Origin of the sequence: Pseudonocardia sp. Ae331_Ps2, from assembly GCF_001932405.1 — a bacterium.
GTDB lineage: Bacteria > Actinomycetota > Actinomycetes > Mycobacteriales > Pseudonocardiaceae > Pseudonocardia.
Genome location: NZ_MCIM01000001.1, coordinates 801,611 through 815,634 on the forward strand (window position 1 = coordinate 801,611; position 14,024 = coordinate 815,634).

13 protein-coding genes are annotated in these 14,024 nt (G+C 74.9%); 6 read left to right on the plus strand and 7 right to left on the minus strand.

Translation table 11 applies throughout. The features are described from left to right. Positions 1-257 precede the first annotated feature (257 nt). Entirely contained in the window at positions 258-914 is a 657-nt protein-coding gene (locus Ae331Ps2_RS03905) for an amino acid-binding protein (RefSeq protein ID WP_075310640.1), read from the plus strand. A 59-nt stretch (positions 915-973) separates the two neighbouring features. On the opposite strand, the gene Ae331Ps2_RS03910 is transcribed toward Ae331Ps2_RS03905, so the two are convergent. Together Ae331Ps2_RS03910 and ligA are read right to left on the minus strand one after the other, a co-directional pair. Further along, complete coding sequence (locus Ae331Ps2_RS03910) at positions 974-1,693, minus strand: 3-keto-5-aminohexanoate cleavage protein (RefSeq protein WP_060713011.1); 720 nt, start codon at positions 1,691-1,693, stop codon at positions 974-976. 245 nt (positions 1,694-1,938) lie between these two features. Further along, on the minus strand, positions 1,939-4,383 hold the full coding sequence (gene ligA / locus Ae331Ps2_RS03915; protein WP_075310638.1) for an NAD-dependent DNA ligase LigA: 2,445 nt from the start codon (positions 4,381-4,383) through the stop codon (positions 1,939-1,941). Between the two features lie 58 nt (positions 4,384-4,441). Between ligA and Ae331Ps2_RS03920 the strand changes: the two genes are divergently transcribed. From Ae331Ps2_RS03920 to Ae331Ps2_RS03935, 4 genes are read left to right on the plus strand one after another with little or no spacing between them, the layout of a single operon-like run. Next, positions 4,442-4,825 (plus strand): ankyrin repeat domain-containing protein, encoded by a 384-nt coding sequence (locus Ae331Ps2_RS03920; protein WP_020627726.1) that lies wholly within the window; start codon positions 4,442-4,444, stop codon positions 4,823-4,825. 3 nt (positions 4,826-4,828) lie between these two features. After that, positions 4,829-5,227 (plus strand): VOC family protein, encoded by a 399-nt coding sequence (locus Ae331Ps2_RS03925; protein WP_075310636.1) that lies wholly within the window; start codon positions 4,829-4,831, stop codon positions 5,225-5,227. A 9-nt stretch (positions 5,228-5,236) separates the two neighbouring features. Further along, positions 5,237-6,868, plus strand: a complete 1,632-nt coding sequence (locus Ae331Ps2_RS03930) for a peptide chain release factor 3 (RefSeq protein WP_020627724.1) — start codon at positions 5,237-5,239, stop codon at positions 6,866-6,868. A 34-nt stretch (positions 6,869-6,902) separates the two neighbouring features. Next, positions 6,903-7,742, plus strand: a complete 840-nt coding sequence (locus tag Ae331Ps2_RS03935) for a DMT family transporter (protein ID WP_255407973.1) — start codon at positions 6,903-6,905, stop codon at positions 7,740-7,742. Between the two features lie 74 nt (positions 7,743-7,816). Here the strand turns inward: Ae331Ps2_RS03935 and Ae331Ps2_RS03940 are convergent, their stop codons facing one another. Continuing rightward, positions 7,817-8,224, minus strand: a complete 408-nt coding sequence (locus Ae331Ps2_RS03940) for a hypothetical protein (RefSeq protein WP_075310632.1) — start codon at positions 8,222-8,224, stop codon at positions 7,817-7,819. A gap of 105 nt (positions 8,225-8,329) precedes the next feature. Between Ae331Ps2_RS03940 and Ae331Ps2_RS03945 the strand changes: the two genes are divergently transcribed. Further along, positions 8,330-9,109 (plus strand): isocitrate lyase/phosphoenolpyruvate mutase family protein, encoded by a 780-nt coding sequence (locus tag Ae331Ps2_RS03945; RefSeq protein ID WP_075310630.1) that lies wholly within the window; start codon positions 8,330-8,332, stop codon positions 9,107-9,109. 151 nt (positions 9,110-9,260) lie between these two features. On the opposite strand, the gene Ae331Ps2_RS03950 is transcribed toward Ae331Ps2_RS03945, so the two are convergent. The 4 genes from Ae331Ps2_RS03950 to Ae331Ps2_RS03965 form a co-directional block, all read right to left on the minus strand. Then, positions 9,261-10,295, minus strand: a complete 1,035-nt coding sequence (locus Ae331Ps2_RS03950; protein ID WP_075312891.1) for a methionine synthase — start codon at positions 10,293-10,295, stop codon at positions 9,261-9,263. A gap of 409 nt (positions 10,296-10,704) precedes the next feature. After that, a complete protein-coding gene (locus Ae331Ps2_RS03955) occupies positions 10,705-11,163 on the minus strand; it encodes a nitroreductase family deazaflavin-dependent oxidoreductase (protein WP_075310628.1) in 459 nt (152 codons plus the stop codon). A gap of 519 nt (positions 11,164-11,682) precedes the next feature. Continuing rightward, positions 11,683-12,765 (minus strand): tRNA 2-thiouridine(34) synthase MnmA, encoded by a 1,083-nt coding sequence (mnmA, locus tag Ae331Ps2_RS03960; protein ID WP_075310626.1) that lies wholly within the window; start codon positions 12,763-12,765, stop codon positions 11,683-11,685. Positions 12,766-12,768: 3 nt separating this feature from the next. Beyond that, positions 12,769-13,977 carry a cysteine desulfurase family protein gene (locus Ae331Ps2_RS03965; protein WP_020622514.1) on the minus strand — a complete coding sequence of 403 codons (1,209 nt, stop codon included), beginning with the start codon at positions 13,975-13,977 and terminating at the stop codon, positions 12,769-12,771. Positions 13,978-14,024 lie beyond the last annotated feature (47 nt).

The following is a 14,024-nucleotide window of genomic DNA, read 5'->3' on the forward strand; positions in this document are numbered from 1 at the left end:
CGACCGCCGGTCCGGCTGCCGACACGACCCGGCCGCTCCCGCGCGCGCCGGTCCATCGGGCGAGTCTATTCCCGCCGGTCCACCGGCCGATCGCCCCCCGGTGACCAGGTACGCACACCATGATGCGGGTGGCGGGTGACCGACGGCCCCGAGGGTGGCAGGATCATCGTTCCCGCCCGGAACCGCCCCCCGCCACTCCGGTGCGGTGCACACGCGTGCCGATGAGGCGCTCGCTGTCGAGGGAGAGGATCCACTCCGTGTCGTTCCTGCTCCGGGTCGTCCTCCCGGACAAGCCCGGCAATCTCGGGGCCGTCGCCTCCGCCCTCGGCGGGGCGGGGGCGGACATCCTCAGCGTCGACGTCGTGGAGCGCGGCGACGGACAGGCGGTCGACGACATCGCCGTGGAGCTGCCGACCAACCGGCCGCCGGACGTGCTCATCACCGCGGCCGAGTCGGTGCCCGGGGTGTCGGTGGAGTCGGTGCGCCCGCACACCGGGCAGCTGGACACCCACCGCGAGCTGGAGCTGCTCGACGAGATCGCCGGCGACCACGCGCACGGGCTCGACCTGCTCGCCGGCGAGGTGCCGCGGCTGTTCCGCGCCGGCTGGGCGCTGGTCGCGGTCAGCGAGAACGGTCGTTCCTTCCGGATCGCGGAGAGCGCCGCGGCGCCCGAGACCCGGTCCGGGGACCTGCCCTGGCTGCCGCTGGACCGGGCGATCGCCCTCGACGACAGCCACTGGGTGCCCGAGCCGTGGCGGGCGATGGACACCGAGCTGGCCGCCGCGCCGTTCGGGACCGGGGAACCGCCGAAGACGCTGGTGGTCGGACGGCCGGGTGGCCCGGTGTTCCGGCCGTCGGAGCTGGCGCGGCTGGCGCACCTCGCGGGGATCGTCGCGACGGTGCTGAAGGCCTGACCCCCGCCGCCCGCCCCGGTCCACCCGGGTCGCCGGGGCGCGGGTGCGGCGGATCCAGGTCAGACCCGGATCGACAGGGCGGTGCGGACGAGGTCGTCGTTGCCGGTCGCGAGCCAGCCGTCGGGGCGCACCAGTACGTCCTCGAAGCCGATCCGGGTGTCGATGTTGACCCGGGTCGCGTACTCCAGCACCGGCCAGGCGCCCTCCTCCTCGCCGTGCAGCAGCACGGGAACGGGGGGCTGGCCGAGCGCGCGCAGGATCCGGATGCCCTCGGCGACGGCGGTCTCCGGGTCGATCACCGTCGACTCCGCGATCACCCGGCGGGTGCCCGGGGGCAGCCCGTTCTGGCGGAGGGTGACGGCGTCACCGCTGGTCCAGACACCGAGCTCGACGGCGATGCCGACCGACCACGCGGCGTGGCAGACCTCGGTCCAGCCGAGCTCGTGCACATTGACGCCGCACACGTCGGGCTTGCCGGAGCCGAGCCGGCCCCAGGACAGGACGGTCTCGACGCGGTCCTTGGGGTCGGGCTGGATCCAGCGACCGGTCGGGACGCCGATCTCGATGCCAGGGGCCTCCTGGCGGATCAGCGACACGACGTCGCCGACCACGGCGGGCTCGATCGTCTCGGCGCCGCTGTCGTCGCGCGGGTGCACGTGCACCGAGGTGACGCCGAGCCGGGCGACGGCCCGGGCGTCACGGGCGAGGTGGCGGGCCAGGGTCGGCAACGCCGGGTGCGCGTCCGCCGGTCGTGAGCCGTTGAGCGCCGCCTGCAACACCGTGTGTTCCCCGATCCGAGTGGTCGTCCTCCCGCCGGGACGACCCCGGCGAGCGACCGAGGGTAGGCGGTGATCGTCCGCGGCCGGCGTCCGGGCGCGGACGCGTCCGGGCGACGTCGGCGTCCGGACGCCGGGCCGCGCCGGACGCCCGACACGCCCGGTGAGTGGTCGCTCACCGTCGGCGTGCTGCAGGTCCGGCCGCCGGGCGGATTCCCCGGTCACGCGGCGGACCGGACTCCGGGCCGTCAGGCGTCGGCGGCCTGCTCCCGCGCCGCGTCGGGGCCGCGGTCGAGCAGGACCTCGAACCCGGCCTCGTCCAGCACCGGCACCCCGAGCTCGACGGCCTTGTCGTACTTCGAGCCGGGCGCCTCCCCCGCGACGACGAAGGCCGTCTTCTTCGACACCGACCCGGCCGCCCGCCCGCCGCGGGCCATGATCGCCTCCTTGGCCTCGTCGCGGGACCAGTTCTCCATCGAGCCGGTGATGACGATCGAGAGGCCCTCCAGGAAGCGGGGCACCGAGTCGTCGACCTCGTCCTCCATCGCGACGCCCGCGGCCCGCCACCTCTGCACGACCTCGCGGTGCCAGTCGACGGAGAACCAGTCCCGCACCGCCGCGGCGATGGTCGGGCCGACGCCGTCGACCCCGGCGATCGGCGCGAGCGCCTCCGCGACGGCCTTCGCCCGGGCACGCGCCGCGGCCCGCTCCTGCTTCGCGGCCTCCACGGCCGCGGCGTCGGCGGCCCCGTCGCCGGGCGCCCCTTCACCGGGCGCCCCGTCGTCTGGCGCCCCGTCGCCGGCAGACCCATCACCGGCAGACCCGTCGCCGGGTGCCGCCTCCGCCTCGCCTGCGGCAACCGCCGCCTCCGCCTCGGCGGCCTCGACGTCGCCGGTCGCCTCGGCCGCGGCACCCTCGGGCGTCGACGCGGCGGCCTCGGCCGCGGCGTCGTCCTCCCCCGCCGTCCCGTCGGAGACGATCGCGACCCCGGCGGCCTCGGTGTCCGCCTTCGCCTGTGCCGCGGCGCGTTCGAGGGCCTCCATCGACCCGAACTCGCGGGCCAGCGCCTGCGCGGCGGTCGGCCCGACGTGCCGGATCGACAGCCCCACCAGCACCCGCCACAGCGGCCGGTCCTTGGCCGCCTCCAAATTCCTCAGCAGCTTGCGGCCGTTGACCGTCAGCTCGCCCTTCTGGTTGCGGAACAGCTCGGTCCGCAGCAGGTCGGCCTCGGTGAGGGAGAAGACGTCGCCCTCGTCGGTCAGCACGCCCGAGGTCAGCAGCGCCACCGCGGCCTCGTAGCCGAGCCCCTCGATGTCGAACGCGCCCCGGCCCGCGACGTGGAACAGCCGCTCCCGCAGCTGCGCCGGGCAGGAACGGGCGTTCGGGCAGCGCCGGTCGACGTCGCCCGACTTCTGCTGCACGAGCGCGGTGCCGCACTCGGGGCAGTGCGTCGGCATGACGAACTCGCGCTCGGAGCCGTCGCGCACGTCGGTGACCGGCCCCAGCACCTCGGGGATGACGTCGCCCGCCTTGCGGATGACCACCCGGTCACCGATCAGCACGCCCTTGCGACGCACCTCGTCGGCGTTGTGCAGGGTCGCCATCTCGACCGTGGACCCGGCGACCTTCACCGGCTCCATCACCGCGAACGGGGTGACCCGGCCGGTCCGCCCGACGTTGACCCGGATGTCGAGCAGCCGGGTGGTGGCCTGCTCCGGCGGGTACTTGTAGGCGATCGCCCAGCGCGGGAACCGGGAGGTCGCGCCGAGCCTGCGCTGCAGCGCCACCTCGTCGACCTTCACGACGACGCCGTCGATCTCGTGCTCGACGTCGTGCCGGTGCTCACCCCAGTACTCGACGTACTCGATCACCTTCTCGATCCCCTGGAGCACCCTGGTGCGCGGGGAGACCGGCAGGCCCCAGGCGACCAGTGCGTCGTAGGCGTGGGACTGGGTGTCGGGGGTGAACCCCTCCCGCTTGCCCAATCCGTGGCAGATCAGCCGCAGGTTGCGCGAGCCGGTGACCCGCGGGTCCTTCTGGCGCAGGGAGCCGGCCGCGGTGTTGCGCGGGTTCGCGAACGGCTCCTTGCCCGCCTCGACCAGCGAGGCGTTGAGCCGCTCGAAGTCCTCCAGCCGGAAGTAGACCTCGCCACGGACCTCGACGAGCGCCGGCACCGGGAACTCGTCGGTGCCGGTCAGCCGCTCGGGCACCTCGGCGAGGGTGCGCATGTTGAGCGTGATGTCCTCGCCGGTGCGCCCGTCGCCGCGGGTCAGGGCCCGGGTGAGCCGCCCGCCCTCGTAGAGCAGGTTGACCGCGAGCCCGTCGATCTTGAGCTCGCACAGGTAGTGCAGGTCCCCGCCGACCTCCTTCGTCACCCGCTCGTGCCAGGTGCGCAGGTCCTCGGGCGAGAAGGCGTTGTCCAGCGACAACATCCGCTCGAGATGGTCGTAGGAGGTGAAGTCGGTGGAGAAGGTCCCGCCGACGCGCTGGCTCGGCGAGTCCGGCGTGACCAGCTCGGGGTGGGCCTCCTCCAGCGCGAGCAGCTCGTGCCACAGCTCGTCGAACTGGCCGTCGGAGACGACCGGGGCGTCCAGCACGTAGTAGCGGAACTGGTGGTCGGCCACCTCGGCCGCCAGCTGCGCGTGGCGCTCGCGGGCCTGCTGGGCGTCGGACTGGGAACTCACGAGGCGCAGGTTAGCCGCGCCCCCCGACAGTCATGCGCAACCGAGCAGGGGAATCTACGGTCGGGGGATGGACCAGGCTGCCGTGGAGCTCGCGCACCGGATGTTCGACCTGGCCCGCGAGGGCGCGGCGGACCGGCTGGGCGCCTACCTCGACGCGGGCGTCCCGGTCGGCCTGACCGACCCCAAGGGCGACACCCTGCTGATCCTCGCCGCCTACTACGGCCACGACGCCGTCGTCGCCGACCTGCTGGCCCGCGGCGCGGAGCCGGACCACACCAACGACCGCGGCCAGACCGCGCTCGCCGCCGCGCTGTTCGCCCGGTCGGCGCCGTCGGTCACCGCGTTGCTGGCCGCGGGCGCCGACCCGCACCACGGCAGCCCGTCGGCGTGGGCGACCGTCGAGCACTTCGACCTGCCCGACATGCGGGCGCTGCTGGAAGCGGGGGCCTGAGCCGTGCTGAGGCTCGGGTTCCCGGTGGTCGGCGTCGTCGACCTCGACCGGGCCGCCGCGTTCTGGGCCGCCGCGCTGCACCTGCACGTCTCCGACGAGTGGTCGAGCCCGTCCTGGCGCACCCTGACCGGCTCCGCCGGCGAGCGGGTGCTCGGCCTGATGCGCAGCGCGTCCCCGCCCGAGCCCAGACCCCGGCTCCACCTGGACCTCCTGGTCGACACCACCGACGAGCAGGACGCCGAGGTGGCGCGGCTGACCTCGCTGGGCGCGACCCGGCCGGCCTGGGACGACTACCCCGCCGCGCCCGACTTCGTCGTCCTCGCCGACCCCGACGGCAACGTCTTCTGCGTGGTCGACCTGAGCCGGGCGCCGTCGTCGGGGGGTGTCGGTGGCGACGCCTAGAATGCAGGTGTGAGCACCATCGAGAACGTCACCCGGCAGACCGGCACCGCCACCGACGCGCGCGTCGTCGGCGAGACCGCCCGCCGCCGGACGTTCGCGGTGATCTCCCACCCCGACGCGGGCAAGTCGACCCTGACCGAGGCGCTGGCGCTGCACGCGGAGGTCATCGACTCCGCCGGTGCGGTGCACGGCAAGTCCGGCCGCAAGGGCGTCACGTCGGACTGGATGGAGATGGAGCGTGCCCGCGGCATCTCGGTGTCCTCGGCGGTGCTGCAGTTCTCCTATCGGGACTGCGTGATCAACCTGCTCGACACCCCCGGCCACGGCGACTTCTCCGAGGACACCTACCGGGTGCTCGCCGCCGTCGACGCCGCGGTGATGCTGCTCGACGCGGCGAAGGGTCTCGAGCCGCAGACCCTCAAGCTCTTCGACGTCTGCCGCTCGCGCGGCGTCCCGATCGTCACCTTCGTCAACAAGTGGGACCGGCCGGGCCGCGAGGCCCTGGAGCTGCTCGACGAGGTCGAGCAGACCATCGGCCTGCGCCCGATGCCCCTGACCTGGCCGCTGGGCATCGCCGGGCAGTTCAAGGGGCTCATCGAGCGCAGCACCGGCGAGTACACCGCGTTCACCCGGGCCGCCGGCGGCGCGACGAAGGCCACCGCACAGGTCGTCGACGCCGAGACGATCGCCGCGCAGGAGCCCGAGTACTGGCAGAACGCGCAGGACGAGCTGGGCCTGCTCGACGAGATCGGCGCCGGTTTCGACGAGGAGGGCTTCCGCTCCGGCACGGCCACCCCGGTCCTGTTCGGCTCGGCGCTGTCCAACATCGGCGTCGCCCGGCTGCTCGACTCGCTGGTCGACCTCGCCCCGCCGCCCGCCCCGCGGCCCGACGTGAAGGGCGAGGACCGCCCGCTGGAGGCGCCCACCTCCGGGCTGATCTTCAAGGTCCAGGCCGGCATGGACAAGGCGCACCGTGACCGCATGGCGTTCCTGCGGATCTGCTCGGGCCGCTTCGAGCGCGGCATGGTGCTCACCCATGCCGCGACGGGCAAGCCGTTCGCGACCAAGTACGCGCAGTCGGTGTTCGGCGCCGAGCGCACGACCGTCGAGGAGGCGTTCCCCGGCGACATCGTCGGCCTGGTCAACGCCACCGCCCTGCGTCCCGGGGACACCCTCTACGCGGCCGACCCGGTCGAGTTCCCCTCGATCCCGGCGTTCGCCCCCGAGCACTTCGCGGTGATCCGCGCGAAGGACGCGGGCAAGTACAAGCAGTTCCGCAAGGGGATCGAGCAGCTCGGCAACGAGGCGGTCATCCAGATCCTGCGCTCGGACCTGCGCGGCGACCAGGCACCGGTGCTGGCCGCGGTGGGGCCGCTGCAGTTCGACGTGGTCACCACACGGCTGGAGACCGAGTTCAACGCGCCGGTCACCCTCGACCGGCTGCCGTACCAGATCGCGCGCCTGGTCGACGCCGAGGCGGTCGAGAAGCTGGCCGGGCAGTCCGAGTGCGAGGTCCTGCGCCGCGACTCCGACGGCGAGCACCTCGCGTTGTTCACCAACAAGTGGCGGATGGACATCATCCAGCGCAAGTTCCCGGACATGCGGTTCGAGGCCATGCCCGCCGGGTCCTCGATCTCCTGATCCGCTGAACACCGTCGCCGCGGTCGGCGCCGCGCTGCTCTCGGCGCTGCTCTTCGCGCTCGCCGCCGTCGCGCAGCAGACCTCGGCGGCGGCGGACCCGCACGACCGGGGGCTGCGGATGCTGGCGCGGCTGGTCCGCGATCCGCGCTGGCTGGCCGGGTCGCTGGGTGACACGGCAGCGTTCGCGATGCAGGCCGTCGCGCTCGGGTTCGGGTCGCTGCTGCTGGTGCAGCCGATCATCGTCACCCAGCTGGTGTTCGCGCTGCCGCTGGCCGCGTGGTGGGCCGGGCGGCGGCCGTCCCGCCGGGAGCTGGCGTGGGCCGCGGTGCTGGTGGTGGCGCTGGTGCTGTTCGTGACCGTCGGGGAGCCGACCGCGGGTGTCGACCGGGCCGGGCTCACCGCGTGGGCGCCGACGGGGTCAGTGCTGCTGGTGCTGTTCGCCGCCTGTCTCGTGGCGGCCCGGTCGACGACGGGGACGGCCCGGGCACTGCTGCTGGCCGCGGCCACCGGCATCGCCTACGGCGTCGTCGCCGCGCTCACCCTGGGCGTGGTCGACACGCTGTCCGACGGGATCACCACGGTGCTGACCTCGTGGGAGACCTGGGCGCTGGTCGTCGCCGTGGTCGGCGGGACCCTGCTGCAGCAGGCCGCGTTCCAGGCCGGGGCGCTGGGGGCGTCGCTGCCCGCGGTGGTCGTCGGGGAGCCGGTGGTGGCCGCGGTCGTCGGCGTGACCGTGCTCGACGAGCGGCTGTCCACCGGCGGGGCCGGGTGGGCACTCGTCGCGGTGCTGGTGGCCGTGCTCGTGGTGGCGACGATCGCGCTGGCCCGGGCGAGCGCCGGGACCGAGGCGGAGAGCGGCGGGCGGGCGCCGTAGCAGCGCGGTGCCGTCGGGGTGCTAGGACGACAGGGTCCTCGGACGACGGGCCGAACGCGTCGCCGGGCCGCGGTTCAGGGGGTGTGGCAGACCCCGGGCCCGCAGGCCGGCGCGGTGCCGGCCCCCTGCACGGGCGGCGGTCCCGGCCCGGTGACGGCGAGCATCACGAACGCGGCCAGCCAGATCAGCCCGCCGGCCAGCCCGGCCACCGACAGCCCCGCGGCCGAGATAGCCGTCCGGGACCGGCCCGGGCAGGCACGGACCGCGCCCAGCGTGCCCAGCACCAGACCGCCGATGGCGAGGACGACCCCGGCGGAGGCGAACGCGAGACCGGCGACGGTCAGCGGCGACACCGCGGACAGCGCGATCGCGACGGCGACGGCGACGAACACCGAGCCCAGCGCTCCCAGCACCAGCGCGGACGACCCGAGACCACCCAGCGGGGTGGTCGGGTGTCGGACGTCGGACCGGTCTCGGAGCACGGCACAAGGATCAGGGGTCGGACGGCCCTGCCGCTGTCGGGGACACCGCAGATCCTCAGTTCTGGGTACGCGGCGGGGGCCCCGGAACCGGCCTACGGTGATCACATGACCTCCATCGCCGAGAAGGCCACGAAGCTGCAGGAGCTGCACGCCGCACCGGAGCTGCTGCTCGTCGTCAACGTCTGGGACGCGATCACCGCGAAGGTCGTCGCCGAGACCCCGGGCACGACGGCCCTGGCCACCGCGAGCCACGGGATCGCCGCGTCCCGCGGCTACCCCGACGGCGAGCACATCCCGCGCGACCTCATGATCGCCGAGGTCGGGCTGATCGCGGAGGTCGCCGGGGACCTGCCGGTGACCGCCGACCTGGAGGCCGGCTACGGCGACCCCGGTGGCACCGTCGCGCGCGCGATCGACGTCGGCATCGTCGGCTGCAACCTGGAGGACCAGGTCAAGCCGCTCACCGAGGCGGTGAAGGCCGTGGAGGCCGCCGTCGCCGCGGCCGAGAAGGCCGGGATCGACTTCGTGCTGAACGCGCGCACCGACGCCTTCCTCAAGGCCGGTGACAAGGACCCCGAGGCCGTGCTGGCCGACGCGATCGAGCGCGGGAAGGCGTACCTGGACGCGGGCGCGTCGAACTTCTTCGTGCCCGGCAAGCTCGACGAGACCCAGGTCGGACGCCTGGTCGAGGCGCTCGGCGAGCGCAAGGTCAACCTGATCGGCATCCCGGGGTCGATCCCGCTGGGGACCGCCCAGCAGCTGGGCGTCGCCCGCGTGTCCTACGGCCCGTGGAGCCAGAACGTCGCGCTGACCGCGCTGCAGGACCTCGCCACCGACGTCTACGCCGGCGGCGGGCTCCCCGAGGGCACCCGCAAGCTGAACTGAGTGGCCCGGGGAGAAGCACTCCGCCGCCGCCCGGCGCGCACTGATCCGCCCCGCGCACGGTGATCCGCCGGGCGCGCGGTGATCCGCTCGGCGCGCGCGTCCGGACGCACGCGCGGAACACGGAGGCGCGCGCGACGCCGATCATGCGGGGTCAGCGCCCGTCGGCGGGCGCGACCTCGTCCGGATCGGCGAAGGCCTTTCCCAGCTCGCGGGACAGGGCGAGCGCACGCTGCGCCCAGGCTGGGGAGGCCCCGGCGAGCCCGCAGGCGGGCGTCGGGACGGCGAGGCGGGCCAGCCGCGGCCGGTCGAAGCCCAGCCGGTCGGCGAGGTCGTAGCCGGCGCGGGCCAGGTCGCCGATCGCCGGTTCGCGGGACGGCGTGGTGCCGGGCAGCAGCCCGAGGAACAACGGGACGCCGCTGTCCCAGGTCTCGCCGATCGCGTCGAGGGCGCGCGGTTCGGCGGTGCTCCCGGTGAACGCCGGTCGGGTCGCGTCGATGCCGACCGCGGCCGCACCGGTGCCGGCGAGCAGCCGGATCGGCGCACGGTCCGCGCAGCAGTGCACGACGACCGGTGCGTCGACGCCGTCGACCAGGTCGCGGAGCAGGTCCTGGGCGTCCGGCGCGGCGATCGCGCGGACGGTGCCGTAGCCGGACGCGGTCGGCAACGACCCGGCGAGCACCGCGGGCAGACCGGGCTCGTCGAGCTGGACGACGACCGTCGCCCCGGTCCGTTGCGCGACCTCGGCGACGTGTGTGCGCAGCCCCTCGGTCAGGCTGGCGGCGAACTCGCGGACAGCCCCGCGGTCGGTGAGCACCCGGTGCCCGGACGCGAGCTCGACCGAGGCGGCGAGCGTCCACGGGCCGGTGACCTGGATCTTCACCCAGGACGGGCGGATGTGGTCGCAGGCGTCGTCGAAGGCGTCCAGATCGCCGGACATCAGGTCCCGGGACCGGCGCAGGTCGCGTCCGGGGTGCGCGGTGACCCGCCAGCCGGTCGGCACGACCTCGACGGCGAGGTCCACCAGCAGCCCGGCCGTGCGCCCGATCATGTCCGCGCCGACGCCGCGGGCGGGCAGCTCGGGCAGTGCCGGGAACTCGGGGTTCTCGCCGGTGACCAGCGCACACGCCTCGCGGATGTCGGTGCCGGGCAGTGATCCAACGCCGGTGCCGACGCCGGCGGGCCACAGGGCGCGGGGCGCGGCGGGCTCGGCGGGGGTGTCGTCGACGACCTCGATCCGGGGCTGCGGCGCGACGGTCTCGCCGGGACGGACGTCGCCGAGTCCGGCGGCGGCGAGCGCGGCGGCCAGCGGGTCGGTGGGGTCCGGGATGGTCACCCCCACAGTGTCCTCCGCGGTCCGGGCCCGACGCGTGCGGCCCCGGCCCGTCGGCGGCGGGCATGATCGCCAAATGTGGCGCGCGGAGGCGGGTGAGCCGCACCCGATGCTCCACAGTCGGCGATCACCGGAGGGATCACCGCAGAGCGATCACCCCCGAGCGGTCACCACGGAGCGATCGCCCCGGAGCGGTCACCGCAGGCCGAATGCTGCAGGGCGATCGCTGCAGGGCGAACGCTGCAGGGGGCGATCGCTGGAGTTCTCATTGCAGGGCGAACACCGGGTGGTGGGGTGCGGCGGCGGCCAGCTCGGCGTCGGACGAGGAGGCGTCGACACCGTCGAAGAACGCCCCGACCTCCCAGGCCCAGCGGCGCAGGTACTCCCGCAGCACCGGGACGGCGACGGCCGGGTCGGTCAACTCCGTCGCGGCCACCCGCTCGGTGCGACGGCCGACGGTCAGCTCGGCCTCCCCCGCGACGCGCAGGTTGCGCACCCACTGGGTCTCGCCGCGGGCGGCGACGAGGTACCGGACGCCGTCGTGGCGCAGCGGGTTGACCGGCGTGGTGCGGACCTCGCCGGAGCGACGGCCGCGGACGCCGAGCACCGCGGAGCCGGCCAGCGGGAGACCGAGCCGGGTCAGGCCGGCGACCAGCGGGTTCATCACGCGTCGGGTGAACCGGCCGGGGGCGAGGTAGCGGGACCGAGAGCGACGATTCGTCATGAGAGCAGTGTTCACCCTTCACTATGTTAAAGCAAGAGCAGTGCTCTCGCCGGAGGTGCGTCGAGATGCAGATCAGCGGGCTCCAGCGACGCGCGGGGCCCGCTGAGGTGCATCTCGGCGGACGGCGATCCGCCACGACAGCGCCGCGCCCCGGCGGTGGCGGCGCACTCCCGGCGGCCGAGTCCGGGCGGGCCCCGGCCGGACGTGGTCGGCCCGGGAGTACATGCCGGACGCTTCCGGTCGGGCGGTCCCGGTCGGGCGGTCCCGGTCGGGCGGACCAGGTCAGGCGGACCAGGTCAGGCGGACCAGGTCAGGCGGACCAGGTCAGGCAGTCCCGGTCGGGCGGCCCCGGTCAGGCAGCGCCGGTCGGGCAGCGCCGGTTAGACAGCCCCGGCCAGGCGGTCCCGGTCGGGCAGTACGTGTCAGACGCTTCCGGTCGGGCGGACCCGGCCGGGCTGCCCCGGCCAGACAGTCCCGGCCAGGCAGCCCGGCCACACAGCCCCAGCCAGACAGCCCCGGTCAGACAGTCCCGGTGATCGTCGCCGACCCCAGGACGATGTCGCCGTCGTCGTCGGGGCGATAGAAGGCGACGGCCTGCCCCGGGGCGACCCCGCGCAGCGGCTCGGCCAGGTCCACCTGCACGGCGGAGCCGAGCGGGGTGACGGTCGCGGGTGCGGTGCCGCCGTGCGCGCGGACCTGCACGACGCAGCCGAACGGCGCGGCCGGCGCCACGCCCGAGGTCCACACCGGGGTGCGCGCGGTGATCGCGGTGACGTCGAGCGCCGCCTCCGGGCCGACCCGCACGGTGCCGCTGACCGGCTCGATGCCGAGCACGTAGCGGGGACGGCCGTCGGGGGCCGGGCGGTCGATCCCGAGACCCTTGCGCTGCCCGACGGTGAAGCCGTGCACGCCGCCGTGGGTGCCGAGGGTCTCGCCGGTGGCGGCGTCGACCAGGGCACCGGGAGTGCTGCCCAGGCGGTCGGCCAGGAAGCCCTGGGTGTCCCCGGTGGGGATGAAGCAGATGTCGTGGCTGTCGGGCTTGCCGGCGACGCGCAGCCCGAGCCGGGCGGCCTCGGCCCGGATCTGCGGCTTGGGGGTGTCGCCGACCGGGAACATCGCGTGCCGCAGCTGGTCGGCGCGCAGCACGGCCAGCACGTAGGACTGGTCCTTGCCGCCGTCGGCCGAGCGGCGCAGCACCGGTCCGGCCGGGTCGAGCCGGGCGTAGTGACCGGTGCAGACGGCGTCGAAGCCGAGGGCGAGCGCCCGGTCCAGGACCGCCGCGAACTTGATCTTCTCGTTGCACCGCAGGCAGGGGTTCGGCGTCTGGCCGGCGGCGTAGGCGGCGACGAAGTCGTCCACCACGTCGCGGGTGAACTCCTCGGACAGGTCCCAGACGTAGTACGGGATGTCGAGGACGTCCGCGGCGCGGGCGGCGTCGCCCGCGTCCTCCTTGGAACAGCAGCCGCGCGACCCCGACCGCATCGCGTCGCGGGTGCGCGACAGCGCGAGGTGCACACCGACGACGTCGTGCCCGGCGGCGACCGCCCGCGCGGCGGCGACCGCGGAGTCGACGCCACCGCTCATCGCAGCGAGGACCCGCACGGCTCAGCCCGTGACCGACGCGGGGGTGCGACGGCTCGCGTTGCGGGCCCGCTCCACGACCGACCCGATGGCCCCGGCGACCGCGGCCACGTCGGCGGAGGTGCTGGTGTGCCCCAGGGAGAAGCGCAGCGACCCGCGGGCGGTGCACTCGTCGGCGCCCATCGCCAGCAGCACGTGGCTGGGCTGGGCGACGCCCGCGGTGCAGGCCGAACCGGTGGAGCAGTCGATGCCGTGGGCGTCGAGCAGCATGAGCAGGCTGTCGCCCTCGCAGCCGGGGAACGACAGGTGCGCGTTGCCGGGCAGCCTGCCGGGACCGCCGTCGACCCGGGAGTCGGTCGTGTCACCGTTCAGCGCCGCGTCGGGCACCTCGGTGCGCACGACGCGGATCAGCTCGTCGCGCAACCCGGCCAGGTGCACCCGGCGGCGCGGCGCGGCGGCCACCGACTCGACGACGGCCGCCGCCAGTCCGGCCAGCGACGGGACGTCCAGGGTGCCGGAGCGGACGTCGCGCTCCTGGCCGCCGCCGTGCAGCAGCGGGGTGCAGGCGACCTCGCGGCCGAGCAGCAGCGCGCCCGCGCCGTAGGGGCCGCCGAGCTTGTGCCCGGTGAGGGTGAGCGCGTCGGCACCGCTCGCGGCGAAGTCGACGTCGAGGATGCCGACGGCCTGCACGGCGTCGGTGTGGAAGGGCACCCCGAACTCGTGGGCGACGGCGGCGAGCTCGCGCACCGGGTTGACGGTGCCGACCTCGTTGTTGGCCCACATGACCGAGACCAGGGCGTTCCCGTCCGGGTCCTCGGCGAGCGCGGCGCGCAGCGTCTCCGGGTGGACCCGGCCGGTCGCGTCGACCTCGAGCAGCCGCAGCCGGGCACCTTCGTGGGTGGCCAGCCACTCCGCCGCGTCGACGACCGCGTGGTGCTCGACGGCCGAGACCAGCACCCGCGAGCGGCGGGGGTCGGCGGCCCGGCGGGCCCAGAACAGGCCCTTGACCGCGAGGTTGTCGCTCTCGGTGCCGCCGGTGGTGAACACGACCTCGGACGGGCGCGCGCCGACCGCCTCGGCGATCCGCTCACGCCCCTCCTCGACCGCGCGCCGGGCGCGGCGCCCCGACGAGTGCAGCGACGACGCGTTGCCGGTGCGGCCGAGCGCGTCGCTCAGAGCGGCGACGGCGGCGGGCAGCATCGGTGTGGTCGCCGCGTGGTCCAGGTACGTCATCGGCCTCCAGGGTAGACCCCGCCGTGACAGCGGTGCGTGCCGAACCC